General features: G+C 53.1%; 7 protein-coding genes. All 7 read right to left on the bottom strand.

What is annotated here, in order from left to right; genetic code table 11:
- Positions 1–14: 14 nt before the first annotated feature.
- The 7 genes from ACPGUT_RS10400 to ACPGUT_RS10370 all read right to left on the bottom strand — a co-directional run bounded on the left by ACPGUT_RS10400 (position 15) and on the right by ACPGUT_RS10370 (position 20,345).
- Positions 15–2,009 (bottom strand): site-2 protease family protein, encoded by a 1,995-nt coding sequence (locus ACPGUT_RS10400; RefSeq protein ID WP_423991075.1) that lies wholly within the window; start codon positions 2,007–2,009, stop codon positions 15–17.
- Complete coding sequence (locus ACPGUT_RS10395) at positions 1,982–3,586, bottom strand: hypothetical protein (RefSeq protein ID WP_423991073.1); 1,605 nt, start codon at positions 3,584–3,586, stop codon at positions 1,982–1,984. The genes ACPGUT_RS10400 and ACPGUT_RS10395 overlap by 28 nt, the downstream gene beginning before the upstream one ends.
- A 72-nt stretch (positions 3,587–3,658) precedes the next feature.
- Positions 3,659–3,958, bottom strand: a complete 300-nt coding sequence (locus tag ACPGUT_RS10390) for a DUF3467 domain-containing protein (RefSeq protein WP_423991071.1) — start codon at positions 3,956–3,958, stop codon at positions 3,659–3,661.
- Positions 3,959–3,992: 34 nt separating this feature from the next.
- The gene (locus ACPGUT_RS10385; RefSeq protein ID WP_423991069.1) at positions 3,993–16,736 is read right to left on the bottom strand and encodes a hypothetical protein; all 12,744 of its coding nucleotides are present in this window, start codon (positions 16,734–16,736) and stop codon (positions 3,993–3,995) included.
- A gap of 123 nt (positions 16,737–16,859) precedes the next feature.
- A complete protein-coding gene (locus tag ACPGUT_RS10380) occupies positions 16,860–17,954 on the bottom strand; it encodes a BamA/TamA family outer membrane protein (protein WP_423991067.1) in 1,095 nt (364 codons plus the stop codon).
- Complete coding sequence (locus ACPGUT_RS10375) at positions 17,947–18,843, bottom strand: efflux RND transporter periplasmic adaptor subunit (RefSeq protein WP_423991065.1); 897 nt, start codon at positions 18,841–18,843, stop codon at positions 17,947–17,949. The genes ACPGUT_RS10380 and ACPGUT_RS10375 overlap by 8 nt, the downstream gene beginning before the upstream one ends.
- Positions 18,844–18,851: 8 nt before the next feature.
- Positions 18,852–20,345 carry a TolC family protein gene (locus ACPGUT_RS10370; RefSeq protein ID WP_423991063.1) on the bottom strand — a complete coding sequence of 498 codons (1,494 nt, stop codon included), beginning with the start codon at positions 20,343–20,345 and terminating at the stop codon, positions 18,852–18,854.
- Between the last annotated feature and the right edge of the window lie 167 nt (positions 20,346–20,512).

The raw sequence follows: 20,512 nt of genomic DNA, 5'->3' as shown, positions 1-20,512 counted from the left end.
CGACAGCGCTGAATTTATTCACCATCCAAAAACCCGCTGCGATCCACCAGCTGTGCTTCCCGATATTTGGCCAACAGACCCCGTCCTGCAAACTGCAAATGTTCCCACAAGGCGGCATTGGCAAATGTCACGCGAATATCGGCAGGAACCCCGGCAAAATCTGCCGCTGACTGTTCAGCGAACATCACATCCAGCTGCCATGACCGGCTGCCGCTTTCTTGATCGAACTGCAGAACTTCGGAGATTTTTGCATCATCCGGGTTCAGATCAAAATAGCCTGACTTGTTGCGCAAGGTTAGCCCGGTAACCCCTTCACGAAACAGCGTTACATACCGTTCGGGAAAAGCACCATTCAGGCGAACCGCGCCGGTTTGTGGCAAAAACAGCCCCAGTGGCTGTCCCGCCTCAAGCCACATCCCCTGCATAACGGGCTGGCTTAGCACAAAAACACCATCCGATGGCACTTGCTGCTGCAGACCTACAATCTGTTCATCCAGAATGGCTTGTTGTGCAATCAGGCTTTCCACCTGTTTTTGGGCCGCAAGCGCCTTTGCCGGATCTTCACCTTGCACCGTTTCATACACAAGAACGGCCCCTGCAAGCTGAAGCGACAACAGATCGTGCTGTTCCTGAAAGATAGGATTATTCAACGATGCCAGCACTTCACCCGCGTTTAGGTGGCCGTCTGGCAGTGCAAAATCGGCAAATCCAGGGCTGAGCACCGTAACCTGGTAAGATCCCGCCCCATCCGGTGCCACCGGGACAACCACCCGGAACGGAAACCGTACAAACATCAAGGCCAAGACAAGCCCGAACGCCAGACCCAAACGCCAGAGCCAACGTCGACGTGTCTCGCCAGGTTTTGCGATGGAAGCCCCTGGTTTTTCACGCAAAGCAGGTATTACAAACATGACAAGCGCCCCCCAGCCTGCGATCACCGCGCCTGCCCCCAAATAACGCGGGACAAGCGCAGACGCGATCACCCACAGAATGTTAATCCGATAGATCAACGCCAGAACCGCATAGGTCAACAGCCCCCAATGACGCCATCCTTTCGGCCGTTCACCATCTTTCCCAAATGACGCAATCCAACTGCGGGTATCTTTCATCACTGCGCTGGCGCGGGTGTACAGATTGCGTTTACCTATAGCATCCGTCAGCACGTAATACCCGTCCAGCTTGATCAACGGATTGGCATTAAACAGGATCGAATTCAGCGTGGAAAATACAAAAATATTGCCCAGCAACGTATGCAGATAGCTGCCTTCGGTAAAATGCCAGGCGATAAACGCAATCAGACCAATACAAACGTCCGTTACAATCCCCGCACCGCTGATCACGATACGTTGGCGTCGTCCCGTGCTGACATCGGCTTCGGTACAATCCACAAAAGGCATCGGATACATGCCAATCAAAAAGATCCCCCCTTTGCGCACACGTACACCAAACCGGGTCGCTGCAAGCACATGCCCGAATTCATGAATGATTTTCAGAACCGGCGCGATCAGGCCAAACGTCAGAATGGCTTCCAGCGAAAACGCATTGCTGAAAGCCCCCATGATCGCCCAGTCATTCCGAGCCCCAAGAACAACGGCAAATGCACCCAAAAGCAGCAGGAACCCAAGGAACCCGTAACTGACCAAAGCGCGTGCAAGACCTGTAAATCTGGGTTGCCATGGCCCGATGTCCATCAAGGGGAACGACGCAAACACCGGGTTAAACGGCTTTTTTTGTAAGATTTCTGTGCTGCGCATAGATTGGATCAAATGAAGAAAACCGTATGCTTCCTTTGTGCTGTCTTCATCCATTTCCGCCCGGGCATCCTGACGGGTTTGTGGATTTTCTGAGATCGCAGCAGCCTTCATCCGATGCACCGCTAGTGCGATTTTTCCCGGCAGTGTAAAGATTTTGCCGTTTGAACGGTCCTGCGCCAGATACAGGCTGCGCCCCCCTTCCGAGGATAAGCGCAAGGAAATCTGTTTCAGAATCGCAGGTCGAACCAGGTCCATGCCTTCATCCTCAGATATTCTGTAATATAACGCCCCAAAACCTTTGCCCGCATCGCGCGGCCGGTTTCAATATTGGCAAATCCAGCAAGACCCACAAACAGATCTTCCTGACCGTCCCCCTCTAAGCGAGCCGAAAAGATCAGTTCCGTCTGGCCGGTATTCGCATTGGTTTCCTGCATCGCAGGTGCCGTTATCGTCAAAGGCCAGGTTCTGCCTGAAATCCCCCGGAACCAGACGTCACCTGTCTGCCCAGGTTTCAACAACGGCGCATCAACCCGTCCAACAGACAGACGCAGGTTAAATGATGCTTCGGGTTGCAACGTGACGATGCTTTCACCGGGGGGCACAAATGCGCCGATGATTTCACGCCCCATGGCGGCAATCACCCGCCCACTTTCCGGGGCAACAACCTGTAACTGCGCGAGGCGATCTTCGATATGTGAAAGCTGGCGTTCATTGGTCGCAATCCGCTGTTCCGCCAGAACATAGGCCCCGTAATCATTGGCGGACAACGCGGCCTGCGCCCCGATCTTTTCCGTTTCCGTCTGCAAAGTCATTTCCGCACGGCGTTCTTCCAGCGCAGGTGAACGGAAGCGGGCAACAGGATCCCCAACGGTCAGTTGGTCCCCTACGCGCACATGCATTTCCTCAAGAAAAACCTCAAAGGGCAACGCCAGAGATCGTGCCTGCGCTGGCTGGCTGATCGCCGTAGCCGTGATCCGTAGTGGCGCAGGCAACAATAGCCAAATCACCAGTGCTGCTGCCGCCCCAATCATGGCATAGCGCATTACTTTTGCGCGTAACCCCGTGCGTTTTTTACGCGCCAGAAGAACGGACAGTAAATCCCTGATCCCCGCAATTTCTATCGCGACCTCTTTTGCTGGGCTGAACAAGATAAAACCAAAACTGTCTTCCCCCTTACCCGGCACATCCAGCAACAGACTGTCGCTTTCCGCCATCTCTGACAGCAGGGCGGAATCAAGCTTTTCTTCTGCGAAACTATCGCGATGCACCACTTCAGACGATGCATCATCTGCAATACGTTCGCGCAAGAGAAAGCGAATTTCATCTGCGATCGGGCTGAGTTTCTGATCCGACAGTTCAATCCGCTGAACTTTCCCTTCCCGAATCCGGGCAAGCGCAACTGCATCACACAAGCCTGCTTCTACACAGACATTAGCCGCCAGTTGCATCAATGCAGCTTCATTGCGGCGGGTCGCTCCGGTCAGCTGTTTCAGGGCAAGTGAAACTGCATCTGCCCTATCCACTGTCTCAGCCGCTACTGGCGGTCGGGCAAATCCTGCGGATAATGCCTTAAGTTTGTCTACCAACCCCGGCAGTTCGGTCACCCCCGGGACATGATCAAACAGCCAGACAATCCAGCTGGTCCCATTTTGTCCGGCTTCAGGCAGGGTGACACATAATTTTTCACCCATCTTTCGAATACCGGTTTTGTCACTACAAAGCTTCCTCAGCGCATCAATTGTCAGCCCTTCAGGAAGGCTGGCATAGAGATAATCCGGGGATACATCCTGCGTCTGATACAGACGCAGGATGGTTAGGACGCCGTCAATCACCGAACCGCCCACCTGCATAAATACAAGATAACATTGTTGTCTTCTGCACCTTCACCGCAGCGGCAGCCATCATCAGGTTTCGATTTTACCGAACTGACCTTCATATGCTGCGATGGACTGAGACAGAATAACCGCCAGACGTTTGGCCGCAAAGGGACTCATGACAATCCGGTTGCCCAGTTTCACATCAACAGATGTGGTTTCTTCCGCTGTCCCGCGCCAGTGTTGATGCGTCCCAAACAGAAGAAAAAACTCTTCGCGATTGGCTGTCGCCGTACCAATATTGGCGTAGACGCTCTGCATTTCGCTGTCGTCCCAGTTGATGGTCTTGTCATTCAGCACCTTTGGCGCGCCCTCAACTTTATCAGTCATCGCCATTCTCCTGTTTTTTGTTATTTTTCATAATCTACTCTGCCGCCATTTGCAGCAGTGCATAATCAGTTTCACCGTCAGTCTGCCCGTCGTCAAGCACATCCCCGGCCGCAGCTTCTTCTGTTGGTTGCATCCGTGCCAGAATGTATTCGATCAACTGTTCAATCAGCAATTCATGTGTCGGTGCATTTGCCTCCCAGAAGGCACCGAAATCGGCACGCAGGGATGCTTCAATCGCGGATTTAATAACCGAGATATCCGCCCCGATTGAAGTCAGTTCCACAACCGAACGCACAAAATGATCGCTTTCCAGATAGTCCAGAACACGGCTGATAAAATGCGGATCTGTCAGGCTGCCATAGCTTTGCCCGATGTACCCCTCAGACAGGAATTGTTGCGCAATGATCGAGCCCGCGACAGAAAACCTTTCGTGTTCGCGTGACAGCAGATCAAGCGGGCTGCCGATCGAATCTTTCTGCTGCGCTGCAGACACAACATCGATCGCACCTGGTCCTGCAAAGTTAGATGTGTACAAGAAGCGCTGCGCACTCTCGCCCGCAAAGCCAGGCGCATCCCAACCAGCCCGGAAGATACCAGCATAACCATCTGAGAAAATCAGGTCGCTCGCAGTGTCACCATGGAACAGATCGGGGCCAAGGCCACCCACAAGAACATCCGGCCCATCTTCCCCGAAGATCACATCATAGCCACCTGTCAGATAGGCAAAGTTGGTATCGATCTTAAGTTCTTCCAGAATGGAGCCATCTGACAAGGCCGTCCAACCACGCGACATGATGACAGTATCCCCAATCAGGAAATCCTGACCTTCATTCCCATGCAAGATATCATCGCCAAAACCACCCATGATAAAGTCGTTCCCGGCATCGCCATGCAACATATCATCATAAGCAATATCCATCCGGAAGCCAGTCAAATGAATGACCCGATCCTGCGCAGATTGACCCGGTAATACATTCTGATGGGTCTCCAACAGAAGCGTCGCAATATCACCAACAATCATGTCATCAGACACACCGCCTGTGATCAGATCGGCACCGGCCTGACCAATCAAAATGTTATCACCAACCGTTCCTTCGGCTGTGATCGTATCACCGCCACCCAACACCAGATTGGTCAGCAGAATGCTTTCGACATCCGTTTCATTCCGGAAAGTAATGGTGCCATCATCCCCAAGGGCCACATCCTCACCTTCTCCGACAGACACAAAATCTGTGCCCTGGTTTGCAATCACAATATCATTTCCACCGCCTGAATTGATCGTGTCATTTCCACCAAAACTCAGGAGTTCACTGGAAACACCACCCAGACCATCCGTATGCGCAGACTCCCAGCGACCATCGTCACCCAGGATCACATCGGCACCCTCGCCAGTATTCACGATATCACTACCCGCGCCGGCCAGTACAACGTCAATACCACCAAGTGTTGTGATCGTGTCATTGTCACCTGATCCGGCAGACAATGTATCCGCCCGACGGCCATTCACATTCACAAGCCCCGGATCCAGTAGAACATCACCGAAGTCGCCGACAACAATATTATCACCTGCACCTGCGTGCACAATATCGGCCCCGCGACCACCAAGAATAACGTCATCCCCAGCCAGTGTAATGATGTCATCCACACCGTTATTCGACGCACTGCCTGTGGTCACAGACCCGTTGCTGCCAGTGCTTGCATTGATTATACCGCTATCACCCAGCACACGGTTGTTACCCGCACCAAGATGGGCAGTATCCCCCTCCGCTCCGAGTGCAACATAGTCATGCCCCGCACCAGTAATAACATTATCGCTGCCACCCAATGCATCATCAGAGGTTTCAACCCGGGTCGTGGTCGCAGTCAGCGTGATTGCACCGTTGTCACCAACCACACGGTTGTCGCCTTCACCCAGGTCAGCGATATCATCGCCAGATCCAAGCGCGACAACATCTTGGCCACCCAGTGTGGTCACGTTATCCGCACCGCCGACTGAGGCCGTGTTGGTCGTCACGGTCGTCGTGCCGGATCCAACGGAAATCACACCGTTGTCACCTAGAACAAGGTTGTCACCTGCATTCAGATCCGCAACATCATCCCCAGCACCAAGCGCGACATAATCGTTGCCCGTACCGGTCGTCACATCATCCACTCCGCCAGTCGCCGCATCAGAGGTTTCAACCCGGGTCGTCGTTGCGGTCAGCGTGATTGCACCATTGTCACCAACCACACGATTATCACCCTCGCCCAGGTCAGCGATGTCATCGCCAGATCCAAGCGCGACAACATCTTGGCCACCCAGTGTGGTCACGTTATCCGCACCGCCGACTGAGGCCGTGTTGGTCGTCACGGTCGTCGTGCCGGATCCAACGGAAATCACACCGTTGTCACCCAGAACAAGGTTGTCACCCGCATTCAGATCCGCAACATCATCCCCAGCACCAAGCGCGACATAATCGTTGCCCGTACCGGTCGTCACATCATCCACACCGCCAGTCGCCGCATCAGAGGTTTCAACCCGGGTCGTCGTTGCCGTCAGCGTAATTGTACCATTGTCACCAACCACACGGTTGTCGCCTTCGCCTAGGTCAGCGATATCATCGCCAGATCCAAGAATGACAGCATCATTACCGCCCAATGTCGTCACGGTATCATTGCCACCAACTGCCGGATCCAGGCTGCTGAGAGATGTCTGGCTGCTGGTCTGCGACAAGCTTCCGCTGTCACCAATAATGGCATTATCACCGGTGCCTGTGCTGATTGTATCGCCCGCACCACCCGCAATGACCATGTTGTCGCCATTGCCTAGATCAATTGTGTCCACACCATCATCACCATGTGTTCGGGACGTCGCAGTGATGATCGGGGTTGCGCCTTTGGTGTTGTGCGAAATCGTTCCGCTATCACCCAACAAAACATTGTCGCCATGACCCAAAGTGATCGCGTCTGCACCTTCGCCACCAGCCAGAATATTGACGCCATTCCCGGCATCCAGCGTATCATCATTATCCGCAGCAAGGCTTTCTGCGGTTGTCATACCGATCAGGCGACCCGTGTATTCACTGTTCGGATCGATGGTAATTTCACCATCATCCCCCAAAATGTAATTCACGCCATCCTGCAGATCGACACTGTCAGAACCACCACCAAGAATTGCGATGACTTCACCACCTGTTGCGGTGATGTCATCATTGCCATCATCGGCATGGGCTGTACTTTCCGCAGCTTCGGCAATCGCCGAAATCAACTGAAGCGAACGGGCCTCAGCATCAAGCTGGTCCTGCGTCGCACCAGACGGTGCCGGCGCAAAACCACGCAACGCAGCCAGCGCAACAGGATTAAGGGTAATCGCCCCCGCATCCCCGATCGCAACCAGCCCACCATCCGTTGCTGTAATTGTATCATCGCCACGGCCACCAATCACCAGATCTTTCAGGTCCGGCTGTGGCGCAGATGAATATTCAGAAGGCGTATCAACACCCAAAGTAATTGTATCATTGCCATCCGTTGCCAACCCGACCGACGTGATCGTACCTGCCGTAATATCCAGAACACCATTGTCCCCAAGAACAAGATCACCGCCAAGGCCTGTGTTGATTATATCATCACCTTCCCCACCGATCACCAGATCATTGCCGCGACCTGCCGTAACGGTATCCGCCCCACCAGAGATTGCAGCGATTGAAATCACCTGGGTTGCGGCTTCCAGAATGCGTGCGCCTTTGATTTCACCAAAGTCACCTAGGAAGATGTTATCGCCTTGCAGATCCTTAAGGGTTTCACTTTCCCCTGCAAGGGCCGCGCCTGCGATCAAAATGTCATTGCCTGTGCCACCAGACAGATTGTCCGTACCTGAAAACGAACTGGTCATCTGCGTGGTAATCGCGCCTTCGGCGATCAGATTTGATGACAAGGTGACACGGGCGAAATCGCCGATCAGAATATCGTTGCCAACTCCGCCTTCAAGGGTGTCAGATCCACCCCCGCCCAGCAGAACATCCGCGCCTTTGCCGCCATCAATAATATCATCACCATCCGCAAGATGAGATGTTTCAATCAACAGCCCACGTGTCAGAGGACCGTTGATATCAAAACTTGCAATATCAATAGATCCGCCGCCAACAAAGCTCATGTCAAAGGTGCCGCCGGTGATAAAGTCATCATCGAAACCACCATTCAGCGCATCTGCCCCAAGGCCACCTTCAATGATGTCAGACCCAAGCTGACCGTAAATCGTATCTTCGCCTGAACCACCGATGATCACATCCGCACCATCTTTCAGGGCAAGACTGTTCAGGTTCGCATCATTTCCTGTCAGACCATCCACGCCTGCAGCTTCGCCCCAACCCCAGACTTCGGTCTGAGCGCCTTCAACATTGATCAGATCGCGACCAGCACCACCTTCAACAAAGACATTGGAACCACCAGTTGTCACGGTATCCGCACCATCACCAGACAGGATTTTCACAACGCCTGTACCGCTTTGGTCTGTCGTGATGCTATCTGCACCGCTGCCAGTCAGGATGACATGGTTGCCCCCGCCTGCGATCACAGTTTCAACGTCTTTCGCGGCTTTCAGCTGTGTCCCCGCAGTGTAGTTATCCAGAACCGAATTCAGGTTCATTTTGCTACCACCAAAGGTGTAATGCGCTGCAGCACCACTGTTCACTGTGCCATCCGCATTGATGCCCAGCAGATCCAAGATCTTCTGTTCTGTCACACCGCCGGTTGCGAATTCCGCAAGGAAAACATCACGCATGCCAAAGTCTTGGTCACCCATATATATGACATTGCCACCCTTGATATCGACAGTATCTGCACCGCCTTCACCAAAGATGATATATGTGCCACTTGCACCCGCTCCGGCCGTGATCGTATCCGTCCCGTCCCCGGCAAAGACCACATGCACACCCGTATCCGCCAGAGTGATCGTATCGCGACCGCCACCGGTATAGGTGATGGTCGGGATGCCGTTTGTCATACCTGACAGGTTAACCCGGTTGTCACCTTCGCCAGCAGGAATAATGATCGCGCCCGCATTCTGGTTCACATCACCGGAAATCGTGCGGCCACCAGAAGACAATGTCACTGCGATCGGGGAATTCGGGCCAGTGATGGTGATCACATCATCGCCATCTCCTTCGATCAGGCTCATGCTGGCACCGGCACGTGCGCCGACATTCAGAATGGCGGTTTCACCATTGTTGATACTACCACTCATCTGCGCGGACACCTGATTACCGCCAAAGTTAATGCTGTCACTAAAGTCAAAGACCGTCGTGGACCATTTCAGATCCGGCAGAGGCCATGGAAGACTGATCCCGGCCCAGACACTCAGATAGAACCCATAGCTGGCACTTCCTTTAAAGATATAGCCAAGCGCATCCAACGGATCACCGCCCGCAACCGCGTCTGCCGCCGCTTCAACAATGGCAATCAGTTCCGGAATACGCAGTTTACCGTCATTGTTCGGATCGTTGAAGCTCAGCTGAACGCCCGCATGTCCGCTGGCCGTCAGACCGGCAATACCCGCATTCAAACGCACCGACGCACCGATATAAGCATCCACAAGGGACCCGGGTTCCGCGTTGATAAACACGCCATCCAGCAAACGTTCCGGATCAAGAGAGTTCGCAAAGTTCACAATGCCGCTCAGGTCGTATCCAGCCTCAAATTGCGCAATCAAACGGGCCTCGATAGACGCTGAGAAGACCGAACTGATGATATTACGCACCCAGCCAGGTGCACCAATTGAACTTAGGACATAATCCCCGATATCAATCACGCCCGTGTTCAGATTGAACAGAGTAAACTTGGCTTTGACCAGATCAACCTGATCAAAATTCCCAGTCAGGATGGACATCGCCGAGAAAGGATCGGTCAGCAGAGGCAATTCAATTGAGATGCCGTTTTTCGGATCACCAAAGACGCCAAATTTTCCGCCCGAAGTCGACGCAGTCGTCGTCCCACTGCGCACCATGTCGCGGTTATCAACATCGGAAACCGTCTTCTCACCCGCTTGCATGTCTCCAAGGCTGCTGGTGAAATCAAAGGTGCCAAATAGAACCATGCCATCGGTCGAATGCAGGGCTTGTACGAAATTCAGAATGTCACCAACCACTGTCGCAACAGAATCTGCAATCTTAATGATCGGGAACACATTGCCCAGAATATCAACAAGGAAGCTGATCGGTTCACTGTTCAGGAAGTTAAAGAAACCCGCCAGTGGATCGATGAACGCCATGATCGGATCAAGGATCGGCTTGATCAATGCATCATAAAGAACCGATGCATCCAGACGTACATTATTAAACAGCAGCTTGTTCAGCTGCAGCCCGTCAGTGGTGTCATACACCCCGTTGAATACCAGTTCGGCGTTCACACTTGGGATAACCTGCGCGCCGGCGATCTGCACCGGATCGCCGGTGCTAGGGTCAAGGATATTTGCTTCAATCCCAATCGCCACATCAATTTCAGCGCTGAATTCAAAGGCAATCAAATTGGCTGTATCAAGCTGTGCAACATAGACAACTTTTTCCCAAGACAGCGTTACATCATTCGCGTCTTTCGGGTCTACACCGGTAAAGTCGCGGACAATTTCGCCAGCATCCGCAGGATCAGACGCAGTATCAACAATCGTCAGGCCGTCTTCCCCAAACAGATCTGCTGTCAGCGATGCGGTCAGTTCTGCTGTGCCTTCCTGCCCTTGACTTGCCTCTGCAATGATATTGCCGTTGCCGTCCAACGTCACGGCTTGGGCACTGACACCCAGCACGTTAAAGACGCTCATAGAACCTTCAAAGGTTCCGGCATCAACGGTGAAGTTAATGCCAATTTCTTCCTCATCCGTGTCATTCAGCAGGAAGAAGCCATTTTTATCGAAACCAAAGCCGATGTTTACAGCATAATCCAGCTGCATTTTGATCTGAGATCCCTGCTCAACTTCCATGTTGAAACCTGGAATGCCAAAGTCAAAATCAATATCCATCATCTCGTTAAAGATAATCGCATTGAAATTCAGAACAGCGTAAATATAGCTGTCCTCAGTGCCGCCATCCGTGTTCAGATAAGCCTGCAGGTACTCGACATCGCTTGTGTCCAGAAGATCATTCAGCGCATCGTTCACAAAACCTTCCAGCAGATCAACTGTGGTTGGTAGGCTGCCATCTGGCAAGGCTTGATTGGCGTAGTCAAGGGCGGCTTGAATAACGTTGTATCGGAAATCACTGAAGAAACTGACACCCGCACCAATCGCATCACCGACAATCGGCAGATTGATCCCGCCCAGGAAATTATCAAACTGCGTCTGCATCTGATCCATCAGCAGATCGAGGCCACCCAGTACCAGGCGTGGATTGTTCAGCAGGGACAGAACATTCAGGTTCGACAGGAAATCGGACAGGTCTGGCAGGCCAAACTCAAAGTTGTCCATATTGATGCCATCGCCCAGATAAAGCGAAACAAGATCGCCGTCAAAGCTTGCACCCAGATCACCAAGGTCGATAGATTTCAGCGTCACACCGTCTTTCAGTGACAGCAGATCCGCCTTCCAGCTCAGCTTGTTCACCGCCGGGTCAAACAGCCCCAGACTGTCGGACAGTGGCAGTTCAATATCAACGCCGATTTTGGCTTCAAACCCAAAGAGATCCGCAAACCCAAGTGCTGCATCTCCGGGGATATCAAACAGGTGCGACAGATTATACTGGTCGTCGTTGTCATCGCCATCAATGTCGTTGATCACAAATTTCAGGAAAGCCGGATCACCGGACCCATCCCCCGCATTGACCAGCGCTTTACCATTTTGCACCTGAACTTCTACCGGGCCAAGACCCAGTTTAATGTTCAGACCATCATTCACACCCGCAACAAAGCTTGCGGTAATCCCAGTTTTCGCAGTGTCCAGATAAACGCGCGGGGCGCCGACATTGACAGCTTCGTACAGCACTTCGGAAACCATATCTCCATCAGATGCTTCTGTGCCGCCTTCAAAGCCAAGCGCACGGGCAACATTGCCCCCCCCCAGATCAGTCACCCGGAATTCGATATTCTTTGATTGATCTTCGCCGCTGACCGCAAATGTTACAGGATCATAACCTGCCGCATCGGCAAAATCAGTGCCCTGCAGACGGATTTCGCCTGACTCGGCAATCACATCCAACAGATTGCTCAGCACAATGGTGATACCCGGGGCCGCAGATTCAGAAATCGCACCACGGCTGACAGAGGTCGCAGACAATGCGTTGTTAAAGGCTGCAACAAATCCGGCTTCTGTGGTGCGTGCTGCATCGGCAGGGATGGTCACTTCAACAGGCGTATCATTGATGGAAATGGTGAAGATATATTCATCCGCAAAGTCAGAAAAACCAACCCCAAGCGCGATCACCTGTTTGCCGTCATCTTCTTCAGACTCAGCCTCGTCCACGCCAAACAACGCGTTTACGCCGGTGTTTACGATGATCTCGCTGTCCGTATCCGAAAGGGTGATTTTCCCGGTATCAGCATCATAGGTAAAACTGACATTTGTCCCGAATTCAGCCTTCACCGCAGCATCAATCGCGGCCACGGTTTCATCCAGGCTCAGCTCTTCGTCATTATCTGTGTCAAACGCAGCCGTGCCATCTAGGTCAAGCTCAATCTGTTTCGTCTCACCCGTTTCGGTATCTGTCCAACTGATCCGCAAGTCATTCCCGCCACCCGGACGGAAATTCACCGAAGAAACAGTCGACAACCCTCCAAGGCCGGTTGCACCCGGGGCAATAACCGTAGGTTCAATCAGGGTCGGTGACAGATCAATCCCGAACGAGAAATCAAGCGACAGTTCGGGGTCAAAGATAAGTTCGCCATCACCGCTGACATCCACCAGACCACTGACAACATCCGCCAGATCTTCACCCAGAAGATCCGCCAGTTGATCGCCCAGCAGTTCGACAAGATCCAACTGGAACGGCACCGTTTTCTGGTAATCTTCCAGGAACTTAAACGACAGATCAAACAGGATGGTTTTGTTGTCCGCATCCCAGGTCAGTTCCACTGTATCCTGCCCGAACACCCCTTCCAGATATCCTTCAACCGCATCAAGGCCGGACTGCGGATCATTGCGAAGGTCTTGTAAGGCGTTCAGGAAGTCGGAGGCAAAATTGATCTGATCCAGAATAGAAAAGTTCAGCAGCGGGATGTCATTTGCAAGGAATGGCAATTTGTCAGACAGGGTTTCCCCCACCACAACCAACACATTCCCGATCGCGGCCAGCGTATCCAAGATATCGCCATTTTCCAGGCTGGTCAGACCTTCGATGGCATCAAGTGCCGCCGGATCATTGCTCAGAAGGGCCACATCCCAAGTGTTGGTCAGATCAAACAGATCGATCACCGACAAGCTGACACCATCAATCAGGTCTTCGTTAATGCCGCTGATACCGGCAACGGTAACTTTCACATCCCCCATGCGCACCAAAAGCTGCGCCAGTTCTTCATCACCGGAATATTCAAAGGCATCTTCAGTGACGACATCACCGCTGACGGTCACTGTATCACCACCGGCGTTCAGCCCCTCACCCTCACCATTCACGACAATGCCGCCCAGCAATTCAAAACGCCCCAACAGCGATGAAATGCCTGGTGCTGAAATCACAATCGGTTCGCCATTTTCCAACTCAACCTTATCGGCAATCGCATCCCGCAGGTTCCGGAAGGTCAGCTGTTCGTTGAATTCGCCGTCCAAATTTCGGCCCAGAATGTTGGCCTCAAATTGTGCATTGGCATGCAAAAAGTTCTGAGACGCATCATCTGCACCAATGGCAACCGCGATAATACCAAGATCCGCAGACCCGGTAATTTCAGATGCCGTTGCACTGGCATCTGCGCTCAGCGACAGATCCGAGAAGAAGACATTATCAAGAACCGCATCCGCCAGATTGTCGCCAAAGCCCTTTTTGGCCTCAAGCGCATTATCAGCGCCACTGCCGCCAATAACGGCTTTACCAAAACCAACCAGATCGATCCCGACAGCGGAACTGAATACAGCATTAAGCTGTGCAGACAATTGCGCCGAAAGCTCTAGATCACCCAGCACACCCAACCCCAGATCACTGGCGTTAAACCCGATGCCGTCATCAGATGAAATATCAAGCGATGCCTCAATATCTGGGAAACTGAAGATTAACTCTCCATCGCTGGTCAGTTCCAGCGCAGCCCCCGGGAACTGACTGTCCAGTTCGCCGTTCACCCAGTTCATCAATCCGTCGATATCAAGGGCGCGCAACAGATCGGCGGGATCTGCGGACAGGCTGAAACTGCGCCCTTCACCCGTATCCAGCGAGAACCCAAGCCCATCACCATCACCGTTTGTACCCGCAGTAATACCAATATCTTTGGCATCCAGCGAAAGGTTCAGATCACCGATCAGTTCTGCCAAAGATGTCCAACCGGTGCCCGATCCGCTGTATTTCACATCCAGTGCCTGATCTTCCCCATCCACATTCAAGGTAAAGCGCAGGTTCTTCACACCGGTCAGTGCAGATATATCAAACGTCTCTAGTTCAAAAGATGTACTTGCTATGGAAAAGCTGACCACAAATTCAGAGGTGCCAGTCCCGAACACTTCTGCAACTTCCGTCAAATTGCTCAGATCAAATCCAAGGTCAAACAACGAGAACCCATCGTCTTCATTTCCATCGGCTGCCTTACGCGCAGTTTTGACAGTAAACGTATTATAGGTCGCCTGGCTGCCGCCCGACCCTGGTGTTTTGGTCCCCGTCACCTGAAGGCCGCCGCTCTGACCAAGTGCGAGAGCGATCCCGTGACCAGACAATGCGGTATTCAACAGATCCGCTAGGCTCGCCATACGGGCAGATAGGGAAAGCGATGTGTCCAACGCATCCGTTCCAGCCAAGTCAACATGCACATCGACAGGCGAACCATCAGGGGACGTTACAGACAGCGAAATCCGGTTATAATCCAGAAGTTTGGTAAATTGGCCAAGGCTCATTCGTGAACCGTTCTGCGTATCCACCTCTTCGGTCAAATTTGTTGGAATAACCTCAGCCGTATCACCAGACCCACTGTCAAAGCCAAGAGCCGCTTTATCGATCGAGAACGTACTTGCCAGATCGTTAAAGAAGCCGGACAGTTCGGTCATCAGGTTGCCAAAACGCACATCTGTCAGGGGGATTGCAATGTCAAATGCGCTGTCGCTTAGCGCGCCGGACACAGTTTCACCGATGTCTTTCAGGAATTGTACGATTTGTTCCGTGCCCATGGTCGCAAGGGTCACAAGCGTATCTTCCAGAATTTCTTCAGCTTCGGCGCTTAGGCCAGTGTCTGTCAGATCCAAGCTGAAATCGAATGTCGCCTGATCAATAAACGCCCGCAGACGCCCCGCTGCGCTTGTACTGTCCACAACAGATGTCAGGGTGATACCTGCGGTAAAATCCTGTGTCACCGCGCTGAAATCCAGGCTGCCTGCCAGATCAAGATCAATCAGGTCATATGTCTGATCCGCGATAATATCGCTATAGGTTGTTTCCCCAATTTCCTGGATGCGTGCCGCAACATCAATTGTCGCTGTGCTGCCCGCCCATGTCACAGATGGTGTGCCCCCGCTCAGATCAATGCTGCCACCAAGGTTCATGTCACCGCCGCCGCTGTTGCCTGCGGTCACAAACAGGCCAAATTGCGCGGTCTCAAGCGCAGTCACCTCCAGCGCCAGCAGACCCAGATTAAACCCGGCACCCGCTACGCCAGTAATCGCACCGCCCACTTCCAGAAGTGGCGCAAACGCAAATTCGTGAATGTTCACCGCCAGCCTGTCTAGGATATCACCGTTGAACGTTGTCTCGGTCTCAATTTCAAAAGAAACCAGACTGTCACCCGCCCCCTGAGACAGAACATCAAATGGCAAGCTGATGCCTGGAATGGCGGACTGAAGCAGCGCTTGGAAATCAGCAAATGCCTGCGGCAGGTTCACGTCAACATCAACAGCGAAATCACCGTCCTGCGTAAAGGTTACAAGCGTTTCGCCACCCGCAGTGATGTCCTCCAACGCAACAGAGAAATTCCCCGTGCTCAGCCCCATCGCGGTCGCAACCGCATCATGGAACATGGTCTTCACATCAGCCGCAGTGGCCGTGGCAACACCATTGCTCAGCGTCATACTTCCGATCAGCGTATCAAGCGCACTGTCCACTGTCCCCGCAGTAAAGTTCTCCGCCGTATAGATAGCTTCAATCTGTGCAGTGCTAAGATCGCTGACAAAGTCCGAGTCAGGATCAGGGTCAGCGTTATTGATAAATGTTTCCAGCTGGTTGCGCACGTCGGCGGCCACATCAGCAGAGAAATCCCCATCAATCAGATCACCGATGGATCCATCCACCTTGCTACGCAGTTCTTCGATTGCGTCCCGGATCCGTTGCACGGTTTCTGTGGCGACACTCAGATCAACGACTTCGCCGGTAGAACTGTTCACATCTTCAGCCGTATCCACAAAGGCGCTGATCTTATCTAGGGCCGAGGAAGCCGTTTCATCAAAGGTATCAAGAAAACTGGTAATCTCATCGATCTGTTCGTCAAACAACTGGGCCACACCGGACAAAACAGATGTCAGCGCCGTGCTTGCGTTGATGTCAAATTCTAGGTTTGCATCCAGCATCACCCGGGGTTCCAGAGGGACCGCGCGCAGATCAATCGGCAGCTGACGCGCGTTAAATGGCGCAGGCAGAAGCATATCTTTCGCAGGCACCATATTGGCACCTTTTGGTGAAATTGCTTTATTCTTACCCATAATGTCCTCCATCGCCCCAAAGGCACATAAAACGAATAGACTGACCAAACGACCAGCACTGCGCCCCAGAACACGGGCAACTCATTACGACTTTACAACCGGCCCCAGACCGGCCCCGCAAGATTAAAAGACAGCGTTCAGTGAAATTGAGAAACGCTGTGTTTTATCCCCTTCACGAGTCTTAATTGGTTCCGCATATGCGGCCTCAAGTCTTCCAAACTTTGTCTGCCAATGCAGGGAAATGCCTGCGCTGGTCCGGATATGTAGATCATCATCCACTCCCGCAACGCCTGGCAGATCCCAGACAGATCCCGCATCTGCAAACAGGCCAACAGACAGGCCTTCGCGCGGCAAGGGCATTCTGACTTCAAGTGATCCATTCAGATACCGAGTACCGCCAAGGGCTTCATCCGTGCCAGGCGCAATTGGCCCCGCCCCGCCCCACGCAAAACCACGTGGCGCAGTATCCGCAGTGAAGGCACGATCCAGGATGCTGACATAACCATCATTGCCCTGACCCCGGATCATACCGGTTCCTAGGGAAAAGTTCACAACAGATGTACCGACCAGACGATGTGTGCTATCGACCGCAGCTGCAAACCTGTGCCAGCCCCGGCGATTACCACCTGACAGGGACGCCCCGATATCAAAACTAAGGCTGGTGCCCGTATCCAACAGTCCCCCGCCCTGTTTGTTACTCCAGGTCAAACCCGCACCAACACCCAGCACATCACTTCGTCCAGCATCCGCGGCAATCAGAGGTGAAACAGATCCATCCAAATCACTCAGCTCGTCGCGGTGAAAAAACAGTTCTGTTTCAAACGACAGCTTGTCCGACACGTCCGCACCATACAGAACAGAAATCCCACGCGTTTTCTCGGCATAGGGTTGAAAATCCCAGTCTGAGCTTTCCCCAAAAACTGAAATGCGCAGTTCCGGGTTTTGCCCAGGCCAACCGTCACCAAGTGTAAAGCTTTTCGCGACCCGCAGGCCCGCGCCATGACCTTCAGATCCCGCACGATAGTTCAATCGCGCACTGATGCCTGTCTGCAAAATATCCTGACCTTCAAGGCTGATAAACGTGGTCGCCCCATATTTGTCAGAATAACTTAAACCGGTGGTCAGCTGTCCGCCCGGCGCCCCTTGTGCCAAGACGGGGGACGCTCCCAAAGCCAAGCCCACTATCAGAGACGCAATTGTTGTCTGCAATTTACCCATCTGCTTCATTCCCACTGCTCCCGGCACCACCCGCGGTTGTCATCATACATTTGCTTCCTGGCAGAACATCCGGCGCTGTCAGGCGAAAAAACACGCTGATTGTATTCGATGCCAAATCCGCAAGCTGTGCCGCGTAATCAAATTCGACCAAGCGCGCGTTTTCTTCACTGCCGTTCACAATCACGGAATACTTCGTTTGTTCTACGAATTCCCCGAAAAAGGCAGACGGAACAAAAGCTTCGACACGCAAAGGCTGGTTCACATAGATGGTCGCCACATGTTCCCGTCCGGCCGCTTCGCCGACGTTGATCAAGTCTTCCCCGACAACACCCGTCACGGGGCTGTTAATCTGCAGTGCCGATAATGATGCCGCGACCCGCTCCATCTCAAGCCGCGCCAGTTCCAAACTTTCGCGCTCCCGCAGGATGTCACCTTCTGCACTGACCAACTCAAGCGCGGCGGCCTCGTGTTCTGCAACCGACACCGCATTGCGCGCCCGTGCCCGCGCAAGTCGGGCTTCTTTGCGGGCCAGGCCATCACGCCGGGTGACCGCCAAATTCAGCGTTGCATCACCTGCAGCCCGTGACTGTGCCAAGGCAAATTCCCGACGCAACAATGTGTCGTCCAGCGCCAGCAAAGGCGCACCCTCCGATACTTGCATGCCCGGACGGACAAAAACCTCTGCTACAATCCCCGGCAAAGGCACCGAAACCTCGACAGATTGCAAAGGCTTGATCGTGCAGTTCACCGACATGCTGTCAGCCGCCAGATTTCCACGCAGTGCCGCAAAGGTCGCCGGATCCGTCAACGTGTTTTCAGGCGCACTCTGGGCCTGTATGACACCAGACGTCATCAGAAGACAGACACCAGCTAAAAAGGGTTTGATCATAGCCACGATCAGAAACCCGAATTGCTCAGGTCCGCACCCATCAGATATTGCAGACGCGCCCATGACCGCAGGTATTCGGTCTGGTAAAACGCTGTGCGTTCGCGGGCAATCGACAGGCGCAGTTCCCGGGCTGCAACGGCCAAGTCTGCAGATTGCCCCGTCGCCAGGCGATCACGTTCAGACCCAAGTGCACGGGCGGATTGTCGGGCTGCATTTCCTGCTTGCCCCATGGCACGGGACAATTCACCCATCCGGGCATGTGTTGTACGGATCTCTGTTTCAATCTGGCGGCGACGGGCATAATAGTCCAGCGCACCAGCACGCACACCAACAGTTGCAGGCAGGGTTTCATACCCACGTCCGCGTCCGTTAAAGATCGGTATGGTCAGACGCACACCAACGGTTGTGTCTTGGGTCAACGATCCGCCACCAAACCGGCTGTCCTCGCGTTCCTCGCGTTCCAGCATCGCATAAGCAGCCAAAACCGGTGCAAAATCAGCTGCCAGCGCACGACGGCGATCCAATTCTGCCCCGACCACTCCAAGGGCTGCAGACATGACAACAGGGTTCTGCTCCAAGCCGGTTGCAACCGCCTGATCCGCAGAAATCCGGCGCTCAGATCCCGCAATACCCTGTGGGAAACGCAAAGCTGCGATTTCAGGCACGACAGACCCTGTCAGCAAGGCAAGATCACCCAAAGCTTCAGCATAACGCGCAGATTCTAAGGCTTCTTCAGATGCAATGGTGCTGCGTTCAGACCGCAACGAAGATACCTCGATCAGGTCCCCAAGACCACTGTCATCAAGCGCATTCTGCCCATCGATCTGACGGCCCAAGAACCCCATACGCTGGCGCAGTGACGCGGATCGTGCCCGTGCCTGGCTTGCCACAAGATATGCGTCAAACACCTCATACACCACATCGCGAACGACACGAATGTATTCCACCTCGGCAATGCTGCGGGCATTGGTTGCGTGCTGAATGCCAAAGATCCGGCTGAGATCAAGAATAGGCTGATCAATCCGCGCCTGAATGGTTGTCACCGGGTATTTTGCCTCACCCAGTTCAAAAACCGCATTGTCTGTTTCAATGACTTCCTGATTAATCTGATCACGGGTAAAGGTCACATTAATCTGTGGCAGGTATCCAAATATCGCATTCAAACGTTCAGCATCGGCACGGTTGATCTGCTGTGCAGCTGTTCCGATACGGGTGTTGCGTTCCAGTGCTGCGGTCAGCAAACCAGAAAGCTGCCCACTGCTTGTCGCCGCGTCTACGGATGCATATTGTCCACGCAGGCTTCCGGTTGCATTGTCACGTTCCAATGTGGATGCAAGTCGCGATTCTGCCCGCTCAGCAGCCTTATCATCAAGCCCCTGCACAAGCAGTTCATTCAAACGCTCGTCTGATGCTTTGGTTGTCGCGCTTTCACAGCCAGACAACACAAACGCCGTGGTAAACGCCCCAACAAAAGACGTAATTCGCCCCGTTCTAAAAACCATATTACCCGTCCCCACAGGTGGACGACCCTTGACAAAATCGCCCTGTTCAAAATTTTTATTACCGACAAATACTAATTACACACTTTGTACTAGATCTCTTTTAGCACTAATTTGAGTTATTGTCAAATCTGGTGTTTGAGGATTGTGGGTCATGCGGCGATCTGGTC

The organism is Halocynthiibacter sp., from assembly GCF_049608145.1.
Taxonomy (GTDB): Bacteria; Pseudomonadota; Alphaproteobacteria; order Rhodobacterales; family Rhodobacteraceae; genus Halocynthiibacter.
Note: the sequence above shows the minus strand (reverse complement) of the source record. Positions and strands in the feature narration are given on the sequence as shown.

Bases quoted from the DNA above. Each gene is read 5' to 3' on its own strand.
- ACPGUT_RS10400 (WP_423991075.1), bottom strand. From the start codon at position 2,009: ATGGACCTGGTTCGACCTGCGATTCTGAAACAGATTTCCTTGCGCTTA.
- ACPGUT_RS10390 (WP_423991071.1), bottom strand. From the start codon at position 3,958: ATGACTGATAAAGTTGAGGGCGCGCCAAAGGTGCTGAATGACAAGACC.
- ACPGUT_RS10385 (WP_423991069.1), bottom strand. From the start codon at position 16,736: ATGGGTAAGAATAAAGCAATTTCACCAAAAGGTGCCAATATGGTGCCT.
- ACPGUT_RS10380 (WP_423991067.1), bottom strand. From the start codon at position 17,954: ATGGGTAAATTGCAGACAACAATTGCGTCTCTGATAGTGGGCTTGGCT.
- ACPGUT_RS10375 (WP_423991065.1), bottom strand. From the start codon at position 18,843: ATGATCAAACCCTTTTTAGCTGGTGTCTGTCTTCTGATGACGTCTGGT.
- ACPGUT_RS10370 (WP_423991063.1), bottom strand. From the start codon at position 20,345: ATGGTTTTTAGAACGGGGCGAATTACGTCTTTTGTTGGGGCGTTTACC.